This window comes from Streptomyces sp. NPDC038200, from assembly GCF_055600785.1.
Genome location: NZ_JBVJYH010000010.1, coordinates 282600 through 301025, shown reverse-complemented (window position 1 = coordinate 301025; position 18426 = coordinate 282600). Strand labels below are relative to the sequence as shown.

Genomic DNA, 18426 nt, shown 5'->3' with positions numbered 1-18426 from the left:
GTGTCGACGGTGACCGGTGCGGTGGTGTCGGAGGAGGTGTGCGAGCCGGGTTACTGGGTGCGCAATGTCCGTGAGACCGTCCGTTTCGCCGACGCCGTGGTGGCGGCGGGGGCCGGGGTCTTCGTGGAGTTGGCGCCGGACGCGGTGTTGTCGGGTCCGGTGGCGGAGTCGGTCGAGGGCGCGGTGTGTGTTCCCGCGCAGCGGGCGGGCAAGCCGGCCGCGCAGGCCGTGGTGACGGCGCTGGGTGTGCTGCACGCCCACGGGGTGGACGTCGACTGGGCCGGCTTCTTCGGTCCCGGTGCCCGCCGTGTCGACCTGCCCACCTACGCGTTCCAGCGCGAACGCTTCTGGCTCGCTCCGCCCGTGGCCGGCCCCGCCGGCCTGGCGGGCGTCGGTCTCACGGCCACCGGGCACCCCCTGCTCGGCGCCGGCGTCGAACTGCCGGGCACGGACGCGGTGGCGTTCACCGGGAGCGTGTCGCTGAGCACGCACCCGTGGCTCGCCGACCACGCCATCCTGGGCCCGGCCCTGCTGCCGGGCACGGCGTTCCTCGACCTCGCCCTCACGGCCGGCGAACACGTCGGCTGCCCCCGGGTCGACGACCTCGCGCTGCAGGCCCCGCTGGCCCTGCCGGCACACGGCTCGGTGCGCCTGCAGGTCACCGTCGAGGCGACCGAGTCCGACGGCCGCCGCCAGGTCGGCATCTACTCACGGCCCGAGGACGACGAGGCCGCCTGGACGCAGCACGCGATCGGCGTGCTGGCGCCCGAAACCGGCCCCGCCGCCGAGGCGTTGACCGAGTGGCCGCCCCGGGGCGCCGAACCCGTGTCCGTGGACGGCCTGTACGACGACCTGGCCGCCACCGGCTTCGCGTACGGTCCCCTCTTCCGCGGTCTGCGGGCCGCGTGGACGCACGAAGGTGCCGTCTACGCCGACATCGCCCTCCCGGACGACACGGCCTCCGTCGCCGGCTACGGCCTGCACCCGGCGCTGCTCGACGCGGCCCTGCACGCCCTGGGCTGCGCCGACCTGGTCGAGGACTGGGCGGACGGCCAGCTGCCCTTCGCGTGGACCGGCGCACGGATCCACGCCGTGGGCGCCAGGACGCTGCGTGTCCGGCTCCGGGCCGAGAACGGCGGGATCGCACTGACCGCGGCCGATTCCGGCGGACAGCCCGTGGCCGAGATCGAAGGCGTCCGGCTGCGGCCCGTCGGCGACGCGCGCGCCCTCCGCGCGACGGCGGGCGCACGCCCCCACCGCGTCGAGTGGGTTCCCGTGGTACCGGTGGACGACCGCGCCGCCGACGACGTCACCGTCGTCCCCGTGGCCGGTCGTACCGCCGGCGGCGACCTCGTCGCCGAGGTACGGGCCGCCGTCGCCGCCGCCCTGGCCCGGCTCCAGGAATGGCTGACCGACGACCGGCCCGAGCGCCTGGTCCTCGTCACCCGGGGCGCCGTCGCTGCGCTGCCGGACGAGGCACCGGACCCGGTGGCCGCCGCGGTGTGGGGGCTGGTGCGCTCCGCCCAGTCCGAGCACCCCGGCCGGTTCGTCCTCGCCGACCTGGCACCGGACGACGACGTCCCGGACTCGGTGGCCGCGTCGGCCACCCGCACCGGCGAGCCGCAGATCGCCGTACGCGGCGAGCGGCTGCTGGCACCGCGCCTGACGCGTGCGGCCGACCGCACGGACGGCGATGTGCCGTTCGGTGCCGACGACGTGGTGCTGGTGACGGGTGGCACGGGTGCGCTGGGCCGAGTGGTGGCCCGGCACCTGGTCGCCGAGCACGGTGTGCGGCGGCTGGTGCTGGCGAGCCGCGGGGGAGGCGCCGAGGACCTCGTCGCCGAACTGGGCGAGGCGGGCGCCGTCGTGGACGTGGTGGCCTGTGACGTGTCCGACCGCGATGCGCTGGGACGCCTGGTCGCGGCCCATGCGCCGACCGGCGTCGTGCACGCGGCGGGTGTGCTGGACGACGGCACCGTCGAGGCGCTGACCCCCGAGCGGATCGACGGCGTCCTGAGGGCGAAGGTCGACGGTGCCTGGCACCTGCACGAGCTGACGGCCGGTCTGGACCTGCGCGCCTTCGTGCTGTTCTCCTCGCTCGCGGGCGTCGTCGGCGCCGCGGGCCAGGGCGGGTACGCGGCGGCGAACGCCGCGCTGGACGCGCTCGCCGAGCACCGGCGGGCGCGGGGACTGGCGGGCACCTCCATCGCCTGGGGTCCCTGGACCGACGGCATGACCACCGGGCTCCGCCGGGCGGACCTCGCCCGCATCAGCCGGTCCGGTACCCGGACCCTCGGCACCGAGGACGGGCTCGCCCTCTTCGACGAGGCCGTCCGAGGTACGGACGCGCTGGCCGTCGCCGCGCTGTGGGACCTGCCCGCACTGCGCGCGGCGCACTCGCTGCCGCCCCTGTTCCAGGGGCTCGTCGGGCGGCCGGCCCGGCGAGCGGTCGCCGAGGGGACCACGCGGGGCGCGGAGTGGGCCGACCGGTTCACCGGGCTGTCGCCCGCCGAACGCGAACGAGCCGCCGTCGAGTGGGTCCGTGAGCAGGCGGCGGCCGTGCTGGGCCACGCGTCCGCCGGTGCCGTCGCCGCGGACCGGGCCTTCCTCGACCTGGGCTTCGACTCGCTCACCGCCGTCGAACTGCGCAACCGGCTCACCACGGCGACCGGACTGCGCCTCGGCACCACCGCGGTGTTCGACTACCCCACGCCGGCCGGACTGGCCGCGCACCTGCTCGAACGCGTCCTCGGCGACACGGCCGGCCCGGCGCAGGCCGCCCCCACCGCCGTACCGGCGGACGAGCCGATCGCGATCGTCGGCATGGCCTGCCGCTACCCCGGTGACATCACCTCGCCGGACGAGCTGTGGCGCGCCGTCGCCGACGGCCGCGACGCGATCTCCGGGTTCCCCACCGACCGCGGCTGGGACCTGCGGGCCCTGTTCGCCGACGACCCCGAGCGGCCCGGCACCAGCCACACCCGCGAAGGCGGATTCCTGCACGAGGCCGGAGAGTTCGACGCCGACTTCTTCGGGATCAGCCCGCGCGAGGCGCTGGCCATGGACCCGCAGCAGCGGCTGCTGCTGGAGGCGTCCTGGGAGGCGATCGAGCGCGCCGGGATCGACCCGGCCTCGCTGCGCGGCAGCCGGACCGGCGTGTACGCGGGCGTGATGTACCACGACTACGCGGCCCGCGTGGACGTCCTCCCCGACGGAGTCGAGGGCTACCTGGGCACCGGCAACTCCGGCAGCATCGCCTCCGGCCGGATCGCCTACGCCCTCGGCCTGGAGGGCCAGGCCGTCACCGTCGACACCGCGTGCTCCTCCTCGCTGGTCGCCCTGCACTGGGCCGTCCGGTCGCTGCGCTCCGGCGAGAGCGACCTGGCCCTGGCCGGCGGCGTCACCGTGATGGCCACCCCGGGTGTCTTCGTCGACTTCTCCCGGCAGCGCGGCCTCGCCACCGACGGACGCTGCAAGTCCTACTCGGCCGACGCGGACGGCACCGGCTGGTCCGAGGGCGTCGGCATGCTCCTCGTCGAACGGCTCTCCGACGCCCGCCGCAACGGGCACCGGGTGCTCGCCGTCATCCGCGGCACCGCCGTCAACCAGGACGGCGCGTCCAACGGGCTCACCGCGCCCAACGGGCCGTCGCAGCAGCGGGTGATCCGGCAGGCCCTGGCCGACGCCGGCCTGCGGCCGTCGGACGTTGACGCCGTGGAGGGCCACGGCACCGGCACCTCGCTCGGCGACCCGATCGAGGTGGAGGCCCTGCTCGCCGCCTACGGTCAGGAGCGGGACGAGCCGCTGTGGCTGGGCTCGGTGAAGTCCAACATCGGGCACACCCAGGCCGCCGCCGGCGTGGCCGGTGTGATCAAGATGGTGCAGGCGATGCGGCACGGGACGCTCCCGCGCACCCTGCACGCCGACGAGCCGTCCCCGCACATCGACTGGGCCTCGGGCGCCGTGGAACTCCTCACCGAGGAGCGGGAGTGGCCGCGCACGGACCGGCCCCGCCGGGCCGCCGTGTCCTCCTTCGGACTGTCCGGCACCAACGCCCACGTGGTGCTGGAACACGCCGACCAGCCGGCCGGGACCGCCGAGCGGACCGCCGTACCCGTCCCGGTGCCGCTGTCGGCGCGTACCGACGCGGGACTGCGGGCGCAGGCCGACCGGCTCGCCGCGGCACTGACCGCCGACCCCGGCCTGGTCCCGCTGGACGTCGCCTACTCGGCGGCCACCGGCCGGGCCCGCCTGGAGCGGCGGGTCAGCGTCGTGGCCGCGACCCGGGAGGAACTGCTGGCCGGTCTGGCCGAACCGGGCCCGGCCACGGTGGCCGGCAGCGGGCACACCGCGTTCCTGTTCACCGGGCAGGGCGCCCAGCGCCCCGGCACCGGCGAGGAACTCGCCGCCGCGCAGCCCGCGTTCGCCGCCGCGTACACCGAGGTGTGCGCCGCGTTCGACACGGTCCTCGACCGACCGCTGCGCGAGGTCGTCGCCACCGGCGACGGTCTCGACGACACCGGGTACGCGCAGCCCGCGCTGTTCGCGCTGGAAGTCGCCCTCGGACGGCTCTTCGAGTCCTGGGGCGTGGTCCCCGGCCTGCTGCTCGGCCACTCCGTCGGCGAGCTGGCCGCCGCCCATCTGGCGGGCGTGTGGTCGCTGCCCGACGCCGTGCGCGTCGTCGCCGCACGCAGCCGGCTCATGGCCGCCCTGCCGGCCGGCGGCGCGATGGCCGCCATCGAGGCGCCCGAGGAGGAGGTGGCCGCCGAACTGGCCGACGGTGCGGTCCTCGCCGCGGTCAACGGCCCCCGGTCGGTGGTCGTCTCCGGAGCACGGGACGCGGTGCTGGCCACCGCCGCGCTCTGGGCCGAGCGCGGCCGCCGCACCCGGGAGCTGAAGGTGTCGCACGCCTTCCACTCGCCGCTGATGGAGCCCATGCTCGCGGACTTCGCGGCCGCCCTGGCCGACGTGGAGTTCCGGGCGCCGAAGATCCCGCTGGTGTCCACGCTGACCGGCACCCTCGCCGGCGACGAACTGTGCACCCCCGGCTACTGGGTCCGGCACGTACGGGACACCGTGCGGTTCGCCGACGGCGTCCGCGCCCTCGGCGAGGCCGGCGCCGACACCGTCGTGGAACTCGGCCCGGACGGCGTGCTCACCGCGATGGCCGCTCCGCTGCTGCCGGACACCGCCGTGGCCGTGCCGACGCTGCGCGCCGGACGCCCGGAGGCCCCCGCCGTGGCCGCCGCACTCGGTGCCCTGCACGACCGGGGCACGGCGGTGGACTGGCCGGCCTTCTTCGCGGGCACCGGAGCCCGGGCCGTCGAACTGCCGACGACCGCCTTCCAGCGGACCCGTTACTGGCTGGAGTCCGCGCCCCGCACCGGCGACCTCTCCGCCGCCGGGCTCGCCACCGCCGGCCACCCGCTGCTCGGGGCAGCCGTCGACTCGCCCGACGGGATGCTGCTCACCGGCCGGCTGGACACGGCCACCCACCCCTGGCTGGCCGACCACACCGTCCTGGACACCGTCCTGCTGCCGGGCACGGCCTTCGTGGAACTCGCCCGCGCGGCGGGCGACCGCGTCGGCCTGCCCCGGGTACGGGAACTCACCCTGGCCGCACCGCTCGTGCTGCCCGCGGACGGCTCCGTACTGGTCCAGGTGCACGTCGGCACCGCCGCCGACGGCGAGCGGCCGGTCACCGTGTCCGCCCGCGCCGACGACGGCCAGGAGTGGACGCGGCACGCCACCGGCGTACTCGCCCCGGCCGCCCCGGCTCCCGGCACCGACCCGCTGCCCTGGCCGCCGCAGGACGCCGAACCACTGCCGCAGGCCGGCCACTACGACGAACTGGCCGCCGCCGGACTCGGCTACGGCCCCGCCTTCCGCGCCCTGCGCGCGGTCTGGCGGCGCGGAGACGGCCCGACGGCCGAGGTGTTCGCCGAGGTCGGCCCCGCACCGGGCACCGACCCGGCGGGCTTCGGCGTGCACCCGGCGCTGCTCGACACGGCCCTGCACGCGGCCGGCATCGGCGGCCTCGGCGTCGCGGGCGTACCGTTCACCTGGAACGACGTCCACGTACACACCGCCGGCGCCCGCTCCCTGCGGGTCCGGATCACCCCGGACGGAAGCGGCGGGCTGTCGCTGCGCGCCACGGACGACGAGGGCCGCCCCGTGATCGACGTCGCGGCGCTGCGCCTGCGCGCCATCGCCCCGGAGGACCTGCGCAGCGCGCCGGCCGCCACCGAGGCGCTGTTCGACCTGGACTGGGTGTCCGTCCCCGTCCCGGCAGCCCCGCGGCCCGCCGGGCGCCGGGCGGTGCTCGCCCCCGCCGACGCCGCGCTGACCGCCGCACTCGGGGCGGACACCGAGACGGTCAAGGACCTCGCCACGGTGCCGGACGACACGGACGTCGTGCTCGCGGACCTGCCCGCCCCGACCGGGACCGACGTGCCCCAGGCCGTCCGGGTCGCCCTGCGCGACACCCTCGACCTCGTCCGGACCTGGGTGGCGGCGGACCAGTCCGCCGCCCGCCTGGTCGTGCTCACCCGCGGCGCGGTCGCACTCGCCGGGGAGCGGCCCGACCTGGCCGGTGCCGCCGTCTGGGGCCTGGTGCGCGCGACACAGTCCGAGCACCCCGGCCGGTTCGTCCTGGTCGACGTGGACGACGACCCGGCGTCCCTGGCCGCGCTGCCCGCCGCCCTGGCGACGGACGAGCCGCAACTGGCCATCCGCGGCGGCGCCGTGCGCGCCGCCCGCCTGGTCCGTGCCACCCCCGCCGACCCCGCCGTACCCGCCGCCCCGCTGGGCGCGCGCGGCACGGTGCTGGTCACCGGGGCCACCGGCAGCCTCGGCGCTCTGGTCGCCCGGCACCTGGTCGCCGCGCACGGCGCCCGGCGGCTGCTCCTGGTCAGCCGGCGAGGACAGCAGCCCGAGCTGGCCGCGGAACTCGCCGCGGCCGGCGCCGAGGTCCGCTTCGCGGCCTGCGACGTCGCCGACCGGGACGCGCTGTCCGCGCTCCTGGCGGACGTCGACCCCGAGCACCCCGTGACGGCCGTCGTGCACGCCGCGGGAGTCCTCGACGACGGTGTCGTCGCGGCGCTCACCCCGGACCGGCTCGACACCGTCCTGCGGCCCAAGGCGGACGCCGCCTGGCACCTGCACGAACTCACCGGCGACCTGGACGCGTTCGTGCTGTTCTCGTCCGCGGCGGGACTCCTCGGTGCCCCCGGACAGGCCAACTACGCCGCCGCCAACGCGTTCCTGGACGCCCTCGCGGCACACCGCCGGGCCGCCGGGCTGCCCGCCGTGTCGATCGCCTGGGGCCCCTGGGCCGACGGCATGGCGGCACAGCTCGACACCCGGCGCGCCTCCCGGGCCGGCCTGCTGCCGCTCGACGCCCCCCTCGGCCTGGCGCTGCTCGACGCCGCCCGGGCCGGGGCACCGGTCGCCCCGCTCGCCGCCCGGCTCGACCTGCCCGGGCTGCGCGCCCGGGCGGCCGAACTCCCGCCGGTCCTGCGGGCGCTGGTGCCCGCCCCGGCCCGGACGGCACCCGAGCCGGCCGAGCCGCTGGCGGACACCCTGGCCGCGCTGCCTCCGGCGGAACGCGAACGACGGGCACTCGACGTCGTGCTGCGGCACACCGCCGACGTGCTCGGCCACGCCACCGCCGACGGCGTCGACCGCGAGCGGGGCTTCCAGCAGCTCGGCTTCGACTCCCTCATGTCCGTCGAACTGCGCAACCGGCTGGGGGCCGTGGCGGGGCTGCGGCTGCCCGCCACGGTGATCTTCGATCACCCCACGCCCGCCGCGCTCGCGGCCCACCTGGTGGCCGAACTGGCCCCCGGCCGCCCCACCGCGGCATCCCTGCGCACCCGCACGCTCGCGGAACTGGAGGCCACGGCACCCGAGTTCGCCACCGACCCCGAGCTGCGCGAGGATCTGCGCACCCGGCTGCGCGCCCTGCTGCGCACCCTCGACGAACCGGCCCCGGACGAGCCGCTCGCCGAGACCGGCGAGGAGAGCCTCGCCGATCTGCTCGACCTCGCCGACCGGGAGCTGGACGACTTCTGATGACCGAGAACGACCGCACGACCGACCGCACCACCGCACGAGGAGCCACCGCGTTGTCCCAGGAACAGACCGATGACCGCAAGGTCGTGGAGACGCTCAAGCGCCTGACCACCGACCTGCGCCGCGCCAAGCAGCGGCTGCGCGACGCGGAGGACCGGGCGCACGAGCCGATCGCGATCGTCGGCATGGCCTGCCGGTACCCCGGTGGCGTCACCTCGCCGGAGGACCTGTGGCGGCTCGTCCTCGACGGCCGGGACGCCATGGGCGCCTTCCCCACCGACCGGGGCTGGGACCTGGCGGCACTCTTCGCCGAGGACCCGGAGCGCTCCGGCACCAGTCACACCCGCGAGGGCGGATTCCTGCACGACGCGGGCGAGTTCGACCCCGGCCTGTTCGGGATCAGCCCCCGCGAGGCGCTCGCCATGGACCCCCAGCAGCGGCTGCTCCTGGAGACCGCCTGGGAGGCCGTCGAACGCGCCGGCATCGACCCCACCGCGTTGCGCGGCAGCCGCACCGGCGTCTACGCCGGCGTGATGTACCACGACTACGGCACCGGGGTCGACCCCCTGCCCGAGGGCGTCGAGGGCTACCTCGGACTGGGCACCGCGGGCAGCGTCGCCAGCGGCCGGATCGCCTACACGCTGGGCCTGGAGGGCCCCGCCGTCACCGTCGACACCGCCTGCTCCTCCTCCCTGGTCGCGCTGCACTCCGCGATCCGGGCGCTGCGCGCCGGGGAGTGCACGATGGCCCTGGCGGGCGGCGCGACCGTGCTGTCCACCCCGGCCGTGTTCGTGGACTTCTCCCGGCAGGGCGGTCTCGCCGCCGACGGACGCTGCAAGTCCTACTCGGCCGACGCCGACGGCACCGGCTGGTCCGAGGGCGTCGGCATGCTCCTCGTCGAACGGCTCAGCGACGCCGAACGGCTCGGCCACCCCGTCCTCGCCGTGCTGCGCGGCTCCGCGGTCAACCAGGACGGCGCGAGCAGCGGCCTCACCACCCCCAACGGGCCGGCCCAGCAGCGGGTCATCCGGCAGGCGCTGGCCGACGCCCGGCTCACGCCCGCCGACCTGGACCTCGTGGAGGGCCACGGCACCGGCACCCCGCTCGGCGACCCGATCGAGGTACAGGCGCTGCTCGCCACCTACGGACAGGACCGCGCCGAGCCGCTCCGGCTGGGCTCGGTGAAGTCCAACATCGGCCACACCCAGGCCGCCGCCGGCGTCGCCGGTGTCATCAAGGCCGTCATGGCCCTGCGGCACGGCGTGCTGCCCGGCACCGCCCACCTGACCGAGCCGACCCCGCAGGTCGACTGGACCGCCGGCGCCGTGGAACCGCTGCGGGAGACCCGCGCCTGGCCGGAGACCGGCAGGCCGCGACGCGCGGCGGTGTCCTCGTTCGGCATCAGCGGCACCAACGCCCACATCGTCCTGGAGCAGGCCCCCGACACCACCCCCGCGGCGCCGCGGACCACCGGGGACCAGGCACCCGCGGCCCACCCCACCGCGGCGGAGCCGACCACGGACCGGACCCCGGCCACCGCCGACGGCACGCCGGCTCCCGCGGGAGCCCGGACCCAGACCACCGCCGACGGCACGCCGACCCCCGCTGGGGACCGGGCCGCCGCCGCGGACCGGCCCGTACCGGCCGCCCTCCCCGTCCCCCTCTCCGCCGCGACCGAGGCCGGCGTCCGCGCCCAGGCGCTCCGGCTGGCCGCCCACCTCACCCAGCACCCCGCACTCGCCCCGCACGACGTCGCGTTCAGCGCCGCCACCGGACGAGCCGCGCTGGCCGGCCGGGCCGTCGTCCTCGCCGACGACCGCGCCGGGCTGCTGGACGGGCTCACCGCGCTCGCCGAGGGGCGGCCCAGCCCCGCCGTCGTCACCGGCACCGCCGCGGCCGGCGCGCGCCGGATCACCTTCGTCTTCCCCGGCCAGGGCGCCCAGTGGGCCGGCATGGCCGTCCCGCTGCTGGAGACCTCCCCGGTGTTCGCGGCACGATGGGCGGAATGCGCCCGTGCGCTCGCCCCCTGGGTGGACTGGTCGCCCGACGAGGCGATCCGCTCCCCGCAGGCACTGGAGCGGGTCGACGTCGTCCAGCCCGTGCTGTGGGCCGTCATGGTCAGCCTCGCCGAACTGTGGCGGGCCGCGGGCGTACGGCCCGACGCCGTACTGGGCCACTCCCAGGGCGAGATCGCCGCCGCCTGCGTCGCCGGCGCCCTCACCCTGGAGGACGGCGCGAAGGTCGTCGCTCTGCGCGCCAAGGCCCTGCTCGCGCTCGCCGGCCGCGGCGGCATGCTGTCCGTGCCGCTGCCCGAGGCGGAGGTCCGCGCCCGGCTCGACAGCCGGCCCGGCCTCGGCATCGCCGCCGTCAACGGGCCCGCCACCGTCGTGGTGTCCGGAGAGACGGCCGCCCTCGACAAGGCCCAGGCCGACTGGGAGGCCGAGGGCATCCGGGTGCGCCGCGTCCCCGTCGACTACGCCTCCCACTCCCCGCACGTCACCGAGGTCCGCGACCGCCTCGCGGCCGACCTCGCCGGCATCGCCCCGCGCCCGGCGGACGTCGCCTTCCTGTCCACCCTCACCGGGGAACCCCTCGACACCACCGCGCTCGACGCCGGCTACTGGTACCGCAACCTGCGCGAACCGGTCCGCTTCGAGGCGGCCACCCGGCGCGCCCTGGAGCAGGGCCACCGCGTGTTCATCGAGGTCGGCCCGCACCCCGTGCTCACCCTCGGCGTCCAGCAGACCGCCGAGGCGATGGACGTCCCCGCCGCGGCGATCCCCACCCTGCGCCGGGACCACGGCGACCTGCTCCGCTTCCGCACCGCCCTGGCCGAGGCCGCCGTCGCCGGAGTGCCCGTGGACTGGGCCGCAGAACTCGCCCCGTACGCGCCCCGCCGGGTCGACCTGCCCACCTACGCCTTCCAGCGCGAGCGCTTCTGGCTGACCCCGCAGCGGCGCGCCGCCCTGGCCGCCAGCACCGGCACCGACCCGTGGGACGGCCGGTTCTGGGACATCGTGGACCGCGCCGACGCCGAGGAACTCTCCCGCGCGCTCGGCGTCGACACCGACGACCCGCTCACCGCCGTCGTACCGGCCCTCGCGCGCTGGCGCCGCCTGCTGCGCGAGCAGTCCGCCGTGGACGGCTGGCGCTACACCGTCACCTGGGAACGGCTCGCCGTCCCCGACCACGCCCGGCTGACCGGACCGTGGCTGCTCGTCGTACCCGCGAACCGGGCCGGCGACCCCCTCGCCGAGCGGTGTGCCGCCGCGCTCACCGAGCACGGCGCCGAGGTCACCACGCTCACCCTCGGCGCCGACGACACCGGCCGTGAGACGCTCGCGGCCCGGCTCGCGGGCCTCCGCCCGGCCGGCGTGCTGTCCCTGCTCGCCCTGGACGACGCCCCGCACCCCGCACACCCCGCCCTGCCCACCGGACTGGCCCTGACCGTCCCCCTCGTGCAGGCCCTCGGCGACGCCGGCGCCACCGCACCCCTGTGGTGCGCCACCCGGGGCGCCGTCGCCACCGGCCCCGCCGACCGTGTCACCGCACCCGCCCAGGCGCAGACCTGGGGCCTGGGCCGGGTCGTCGCACTGGAACACCCCGACCGCTGGGGCGGCCTGATCGACCTGCCCGAGGAATGGGACGACCGCGCCGCCGGCCGGCTGGCGGCCCTCCTCTCCGGCGGCGGCGACGAGGACCAGACGGCGCTGCGCGCCACCGGGGTCTCCGTCCGCCGGCTGACCCGCGCGCCGCTCGGCACCCGGCCCGCCCCCCGGCCCTGGCGGCCGTCCGGCACCGTCCTGCTCACCGGCGGCACCGGCGCCCTCGGCCCCCACCTCGTGCGCTGGCTGGCCGAGCAGGGCGCCGAGCGCATCGTGCTGCCCGGCCGCCGCGGCGCCGACGCCCCGATAGCGGCCGAGCTGACCGCCGAACTGGCCGGCACCGGCACCGCGCTGCACTTCCCCGTGTGCGACGTCACCGACCGCGCCGAACTGGCCGCGCTGGTCGAGGATCTGGACGCGGCCGGCACCCCGGTGCGCAGCGTCCTGCACGCCGCCACCGCCCTCGAACTGCGCCCGCTGGCCGACACCCCCGTCGACACCTTCGCCGGCCAGACGGCCGCCAAGGTGCTCGGCGCCCGCCACCTCGACGAACTCTTCGCCGACCGGGACCTGGACGCCTTCGTGCTGTTCTCCTCGGTCGCCGGCGTCTGGGGCAGCGGACTGCACGCCCCCTACGCCGCCGCCAACGCCTACCTCGACGCCCTCGCCGAGGACCGCCGGGCCCGCGGCCTGACCGCCACCTCCGTCGCCTGGGGCATCTGGGCCGCCGTCAACGAGTGGGACGGGGTGAACGAGGACGTCGACCCCGAACGCGTCGGCCGGCAGGGCCTGCCGTTCCTCGACCCGGACCTCGCCGTCGCCGGTCTGCGGCAGACACTCGACCACGACGAGACCCACGTGGTGATCGCCGAGGTCGACTGGACCCGGTTCGTCCCCGTGTTCTGCTCCGCGCGCCGCCGGCCGCTGCTGGAGTCCGTGCCCGAGGCCGCCGCCGTCCTGCGCACCACCACCGTCGACACCGGCACGGTGTCCGCGCTGCGCGAGCGGCTCGGCGCCCTGCCCGAGGCCGGCCGCCGGCGGGCCGTCACCGAGCTGGTCCGCGAGCACGCCGCCGCCGTCCTCGGGCACGACTCGTCCGCGGCGCTCCCCGCCGACCGCGCCTTCCGGGACGTCGGCTTCGACTCCATCACCGCGGTCGAGCTGCGCAACCGGCTCCGCTCGGCCACCGGCCTGTCCCTGCCCGCCACCCTCGTCTTCGACCACCCGTCGCCCACCGCGCTCGCGGACCGCCTGCTCGCGCTGGCCTTCGAGACCACCGCAGCGGACACCGCCGCCCCCAGCGCCCGCACCGCCGCCGACGAGGACGACCCGATCGCCATCGTCGGCCTCAGCTGCCGGTACGCCGGCGGTGTCGCCTCCCCGGACGAACTGTGGCAGCTCGTCACGGCCGGGCAGGACTCGGTGGGCGCCCTGCCCACCGACCGCGGCTGGGACCTCGACGCGCTCTACGACTCCGACCCCGACGCACGGGGCCGCAGCTACGTCCGCCAGGGAGCGTTCCTCACCGACCCCGCCGGCTTCGACGCCGCCTTCTTCGGCATCGCCCCGGCGGAGGCCCGCGCCACCGACCCCCAGCAGCGGCTCCTCCTGGAAGCCGCCTGGGAGGCGTTCGAACACGCCGGCATCGACCCCACCGGCCTGCGCGGCGGACGCGTCGGCGTCTTCGCCGGCGCCAACGTCGGCGACTACGCCTCCAGCCGCGGCCCCGGCGCCGGCGGCTCCGACGGACAGCTGCTGACCGGCAACGTACCGAGCGTGATCTCCGGCCGGATCGCCTACACCTTCGGCCTCCAGGGCCCGGCCGTCACCGTGGACACCGCCTGCTCGTCCTCCCTGGTCGCCCTGCACCTGGCCTGCCAGTCGGTGCGCAGCGGCGAGAGCGACCTGGCCCTCGCGGGCGGCGTCGCCCTCATGTCCAGCCCGGCCGCGCTGATCGGCTTCTCCGCGCAGCGCGGCCTGTCCGGCGACGGCCGCTGCAAGGCCTTCGCGGACGCCGCCGACGGCACCGGCCTCGCCGAGGGCGTCGGACTGCTGCTGGTCGAACGGCTCTCCCGGGCCCGCGCCCAGGGACACCGCGTCCTGGCCCTGGTGCGCGGCTCGGCGATCAACCAGGACGGCGCCTCCAACGGCCTCACCGCCCCCAGCGGCCCCGCGCAGCAGCGCGTCATCACCGCGGCGCTCGCCGACGCCGGACTGCGGCCCGCCGACGTGGACGCCGTGGAGGCCCATGGCACCGGCACCCGCCTCGGCGACCCGATCGAGGCCCAGGCGCTGCTCGCCACCTACGGACAGGACCGCACCGAACCGCTCTGGCTCGGCTCGGTGAAGTCCAACATCGGCCACTCCCAGGCCGCGTCCGGCGCGGCCGGCGTGATCAAGACCGTGCAGGCGCTGCGGCACGGCCTGCTGCCCGCCACCCTCCACGTGGACCGGCCCACCACGCAGGTCGACTGGACCACGGGCGCCGTCGCGGTGCTGACCGAGGCCCGGGACTGGCCGGCCGTGGACCGGCCGCGGCGGGCCGCCGTGTCGGCGTTCGGCCTGTCCGGCACCAACGCCCACGTGATCCTGGAACAGGCTCCCGCAGAGGACGCCCCGCCGGCCGCCCCCGAGGAGGCGCGGCCCGTGGTGTGGCCGCTGCACGGCCGCACCCGGGACGCCCTGCGCGCCCAGGCGGCACGGCTGCGCACCCACCTGGACGGCCGCCCCGACGTCCGCCCCGCCGACGTCGGCTGGACCCTCGCGGCCGGCCGGGCCGTGTTCGACCACCGGGCCGTCGTGCTCGGCACCGACCGCGCCGAACTGCTGCGCGCACTGGACGCCGTGGCCGCCGGCACCCCCGATCCCGCGGTCGCCGAGGGCGCGGCCGACGGCGCCGACCGGGTCGTGTTCGTGTTCCCCGGACACGGGGCCCAGTGGCCGGGGATGGCCCGGCAGCTCTTCGACGACTTCCCGGTGTTCCGGGACAGCGTGCTCCAGTGCGCCGACGCCTTCGCCGAGTTCATCGACTGGTCCCTGCTCGACGTGCTCCGCGACGAGGACGGAGCGCCGCCGCTGCACCGGGTCGACGTGGTCCAGCCCGCGCTGTTCACCATGATGGTGTCGCTGGCCGCGCTGTGGCGCTCGTACGGCGTGGAGCCGTCGGCGGTGGTCGGCCACAGCCAGGGCGAGATCGCCGCCGCGTACGTCGCGGGCGCCCTCGACCTGCGTGACGCCGCCCGGATCGTCGCCACCCGCGGCAAGGCGTGGCTGACCCTGGCGGGCACCGGCGGCATGGCCTCCGTGGCGCTGCCCGGCGCCGAGGCGGCCGAGCGGCTGCGGCCGTGGGGCGACCGCCTGGACATCGCGGCCGTCAACGATCCGCGTTCGGTCACCGTCGCCGGTGACCTCGACGCCCTGGAGGAGTTCCTGACCGGCCTGGAAGCCGAGGGCGTCCGCGTCCGCCGGGTCCGCCAGATCGTCGGTGCGGGCCACACCGCACACGTCGACGCGCTGCGCGACCAGCTGATCGAGACGCTCGCGCCGACCGCGCCGCGCTCCGCGCCCGTGGCGTTCTGCTCCACCGTCACGGGCGACCTGTTCGACACCGCCGGACTCGACCACCACTACTGGTACCGCAATGCCCGCCGGACCGTCCTGTTCGAACAGGCGGTCCGCACCCTGGGGGAGCAGGGCTACGGCCCCTTCCTGGAGATCAGCGCGCATCCGCTGTTCACCGTCGCCGTGCAGGAGACCCTGGAGGACACCGGCGGCGCCGCCACGGTCCTCGCCACGCTGCGCCGCGACGAGGGCGGACGCGACCGGTTCCTGCGCGCCGCCGCCGAGGCCCACGCGGCCGGCGTCACCGTCGACTGGCGGCCGGCCTTCGACGGCACCGGCGCCCGTACGGCCGACCTGCCGACGTACGCCTTCCAGCGCACCCGGCACTGGCTGGAGCCCGGCGGCGACAGCGGTGACGTGACGGCCGCCGGCCTGGCCCCCGCCGGACACCCGCTGCTCGGCGCCGTGGTCGAACTCGCCGACGGGGCCCTGGTGCTGACCGGGCGGCTCTCCGGCTCCGCGCGCCCCTGGCCGGGTGCCGAGGCGCCGGCCGCCGCGCTGGTCGACCTCGTCCTGGCCGCGGCCGACCGCGCCGACTGCGCGGGCATCGGCGAACTGACCGTCCACGAGCCGCTGGTGGCCCCGGCCGGCGGCGCCGACACCCGGGTGACCGTCGGCGCACCGGACGCGGCGGGCACCCGCACGGTCGCCGTCCACACCCGTACCGCCGACGGCCCGTGGGTACGCCACGCCGAGGCCACCCTCGTCACCCGGCCGACCCCCGGCCAGGACCTCACGGAGTGGCCGCCGGCCGGAGCCGAACCGCTGCCGCCGGCGGATCCGTCCGCGGATGGCGACCGTGCCGGTGCCGCCGTGGTCGCCGCCTGGCAGCGCGGCGCGGACCTCTTCGCCGAAGTGTCACTCGACGGCGACGCCGCCGAACGGGCCGACGCGTACCCGCTGCACCCGCTGCTGCTGGACGCCGCCCTGCGTCCGCTGCTCGACGACGCGTCCGTACCCACCGCGTGGTCGGGGGTCCGCCTGCACGCGACCGGGGCCCGGACCCTGCGGATGCGCGCCGAGCGGACCGGTCCGGACACCGTGGCGCTCACCCTGGCCGACCCCGAGGGCGCCCCGGTGCTGACCGCCGAGACCGTCCGGCTCGGCTCCGCGCCCGCGGCGGGAGCCGGCCGACGGGTCGGCAAGGACTCCCTGTTCCGGATGGACTGGGCGCCGGCGCCGCTCGCGCCCGCCACGCCCGGCCGCTGGGCCGTGCTCGGGGCCGACCCGCTGGGCGCCGCCGACACCCTGCGCACCCTCGGCCACACCGTGCACGTCGCGGACGGCCCGGCCGCCCTGGCCGAGGTGCCCGACGCGCTGCTGCTCACCGCCGTCGGCGCGCCCGCCGAGCCGCCCGCCGAGGCACGCACCGTGCTGCACGGCACCCTGGCGGCCCTGCAGAGCCTGCTCGCCGACGACCGGTTCGCCGCCGTCCCCCTCGTGGTCCTCACCCGCGGTGCGGCGGCCGGTGCGGCGGACGACCTCGCCGGCGCCGCGGTCTGGGGCCTGGTGCGCTCCGCGCAGTCGGAGCACCCCGGCCGCTTCGTCCTGGCCGACATCGACGACGACCCCCGCTCCTGGCGTGCGCTGGGCGGCGTCCCGGCGACGGGGGAGCCGCAGCTGGCGCTCCGGGCCGGTGAGGCCACCGTGCCACGGCTGGCCCGGCTCACCCCGCCGGACGGCCCGGCGCCGTGGCACCCGGACGGTACCGTCCTGGTCACCGGCGCCTCCGGGGACCTCGGCGCGCTGATCGCGCGGCACCTGGTCGCCGCCCACGGGGCCCGGCACCTGCTCCTCGCCTCCCGGCGCGGTCCGGCCGCCCCGGGCGCGGCCGAACTCGGCGCCGAGCTGCGGGCGTCGGGCGCCACGGTCACCTTCGCGGCCTGCGACGTCGCCGACCGCAAGGCGCTCGCGGAGCTGCTCGCCGCCGTCCCGGAGGAGCACCCGCTCACCGCGGTGGTGCACAGCGCCTCCGTCCTGGACGACGGCGTGGTCGCCGCGCTCGACCCGGACCGGCTGGACACCGCGCTGCGCCCGAAGGCCGACGCGGCCTGGCACCTGCACGAACTGACGCGGCATCTGGACCTCTCCGCCTTCGTGCTGTTCTCCTCCGTGGCGGGCACCTTCGGCGGCCTCGGCCAGGGCAACTACGCGGCGGGCAACGCCTTCCTGGACGCGCTGGCCCGCCACCGCCGCGCCCACGGCCTCCCGGCGACCTCCGTGGCCTGGGGCTGGTGGGCCGAACGCGCCGCCAAGAGCGGCCACGGCACGGCCGCCGACGCGCCCGCCGCCGTCAACGGCATGACCCCGCTCTCCGCGGACCAGGGCCTCGCGCTGTTCGACGCGGCCTGCCACGGCGACGAGCCGTTCGTGGTGGCCGGTGCCCTGCACCTGCGTTCGCTGCGCGCCGCGGCCGACGAACTGCCCGCACCGCTGCGCGGCCTCGTCCGGGCCCCCGCCCGCCGGGCCGCCGCCCAGGCCGACACCTCCGCGCCGACGGTGGCCGGCGAGCTGGCCGGCCGGTCGCCCGCACAGCGGGAGGCGTTCCTGGTGGACCTGGTCCGGGACGAGACCGCGCTGGTCCTCGGCCACGCCGGCCGCGACGACGTTCCGGCCCACCACCGCTTCCTCGACCAGGGATTCGACTCCCTCGCGGCGCTGAAGCTGCGCAACCGGCTCGCCGCCACCACCGGGCTGCGGCTGCCGCCGACGCTGGTCTTCGACCACCCCACCCCGACGGAGCTGGCCCGCCATCTGCTGGCCGAACTCGCGCCGCCGGCGGACGCCCAACCACCCGCCTTCGACGACGAGGACGCCGCGACGGCCGTCCTGGTCCTGGAGGAACTGGGCCAGTTGGACGAGGCCATCACACGCCTGCCCGCCGACGGTCCCGAACGCACACGTATCGCAGGTCTGTTGACGGATCTGCTGGCCAAGTGGGGGCGATGACGTTGCGCACAGCACTGGTCAAAGGCCATGGGCCGTCCGATAGCATCACCATGATCGCTACGGCAGGACGGGCCGATCACCGTCCCGGCCGGATCGCGCCACCGATGCGCAGCCGGCTGACGGCGATCGCGACGTGTGAGCAGGCAGTCACGTCCGGCGCCGCACGCACGCACACAAG

At 77.2% G+C, this 18426-nt stretch carries 2 protein-coding genes; both read left to right on the top strand.

Going from position 1 to position 18426, the window contains the following annotated elements; translation table 11 throughout:
- The first annotated feature begins 21 nt into the window (after window positions 1-21).
- Complete coding sequence (locus ACZ7KF_RS22625; RefSeq protein ID WP_471077800.1) at window positions 22-8073, top strand: SDR family NAD(P)-dependent oxidoreductase; 8052 nt, start codon at window positions 22-24, stop codon at window positions 8071-8073.
- Entirely contained in the window at window positions 8073-18248 is a 10176-nt protein-coding gene (locus tag ACZ7KF_RS22620) for an SDR family NAD(P)-dependent oxidoreductase (protein ID WP_471077797.1), read from the top strand. Before ACZ7KF_RS22625 ends, ACZ7KF_RS22620 begins: the two co-directional genes overlap by 1 nt.
- The last annotated feature ends 178 nt before the right edge of the window (window positions 18249-18426 follow it).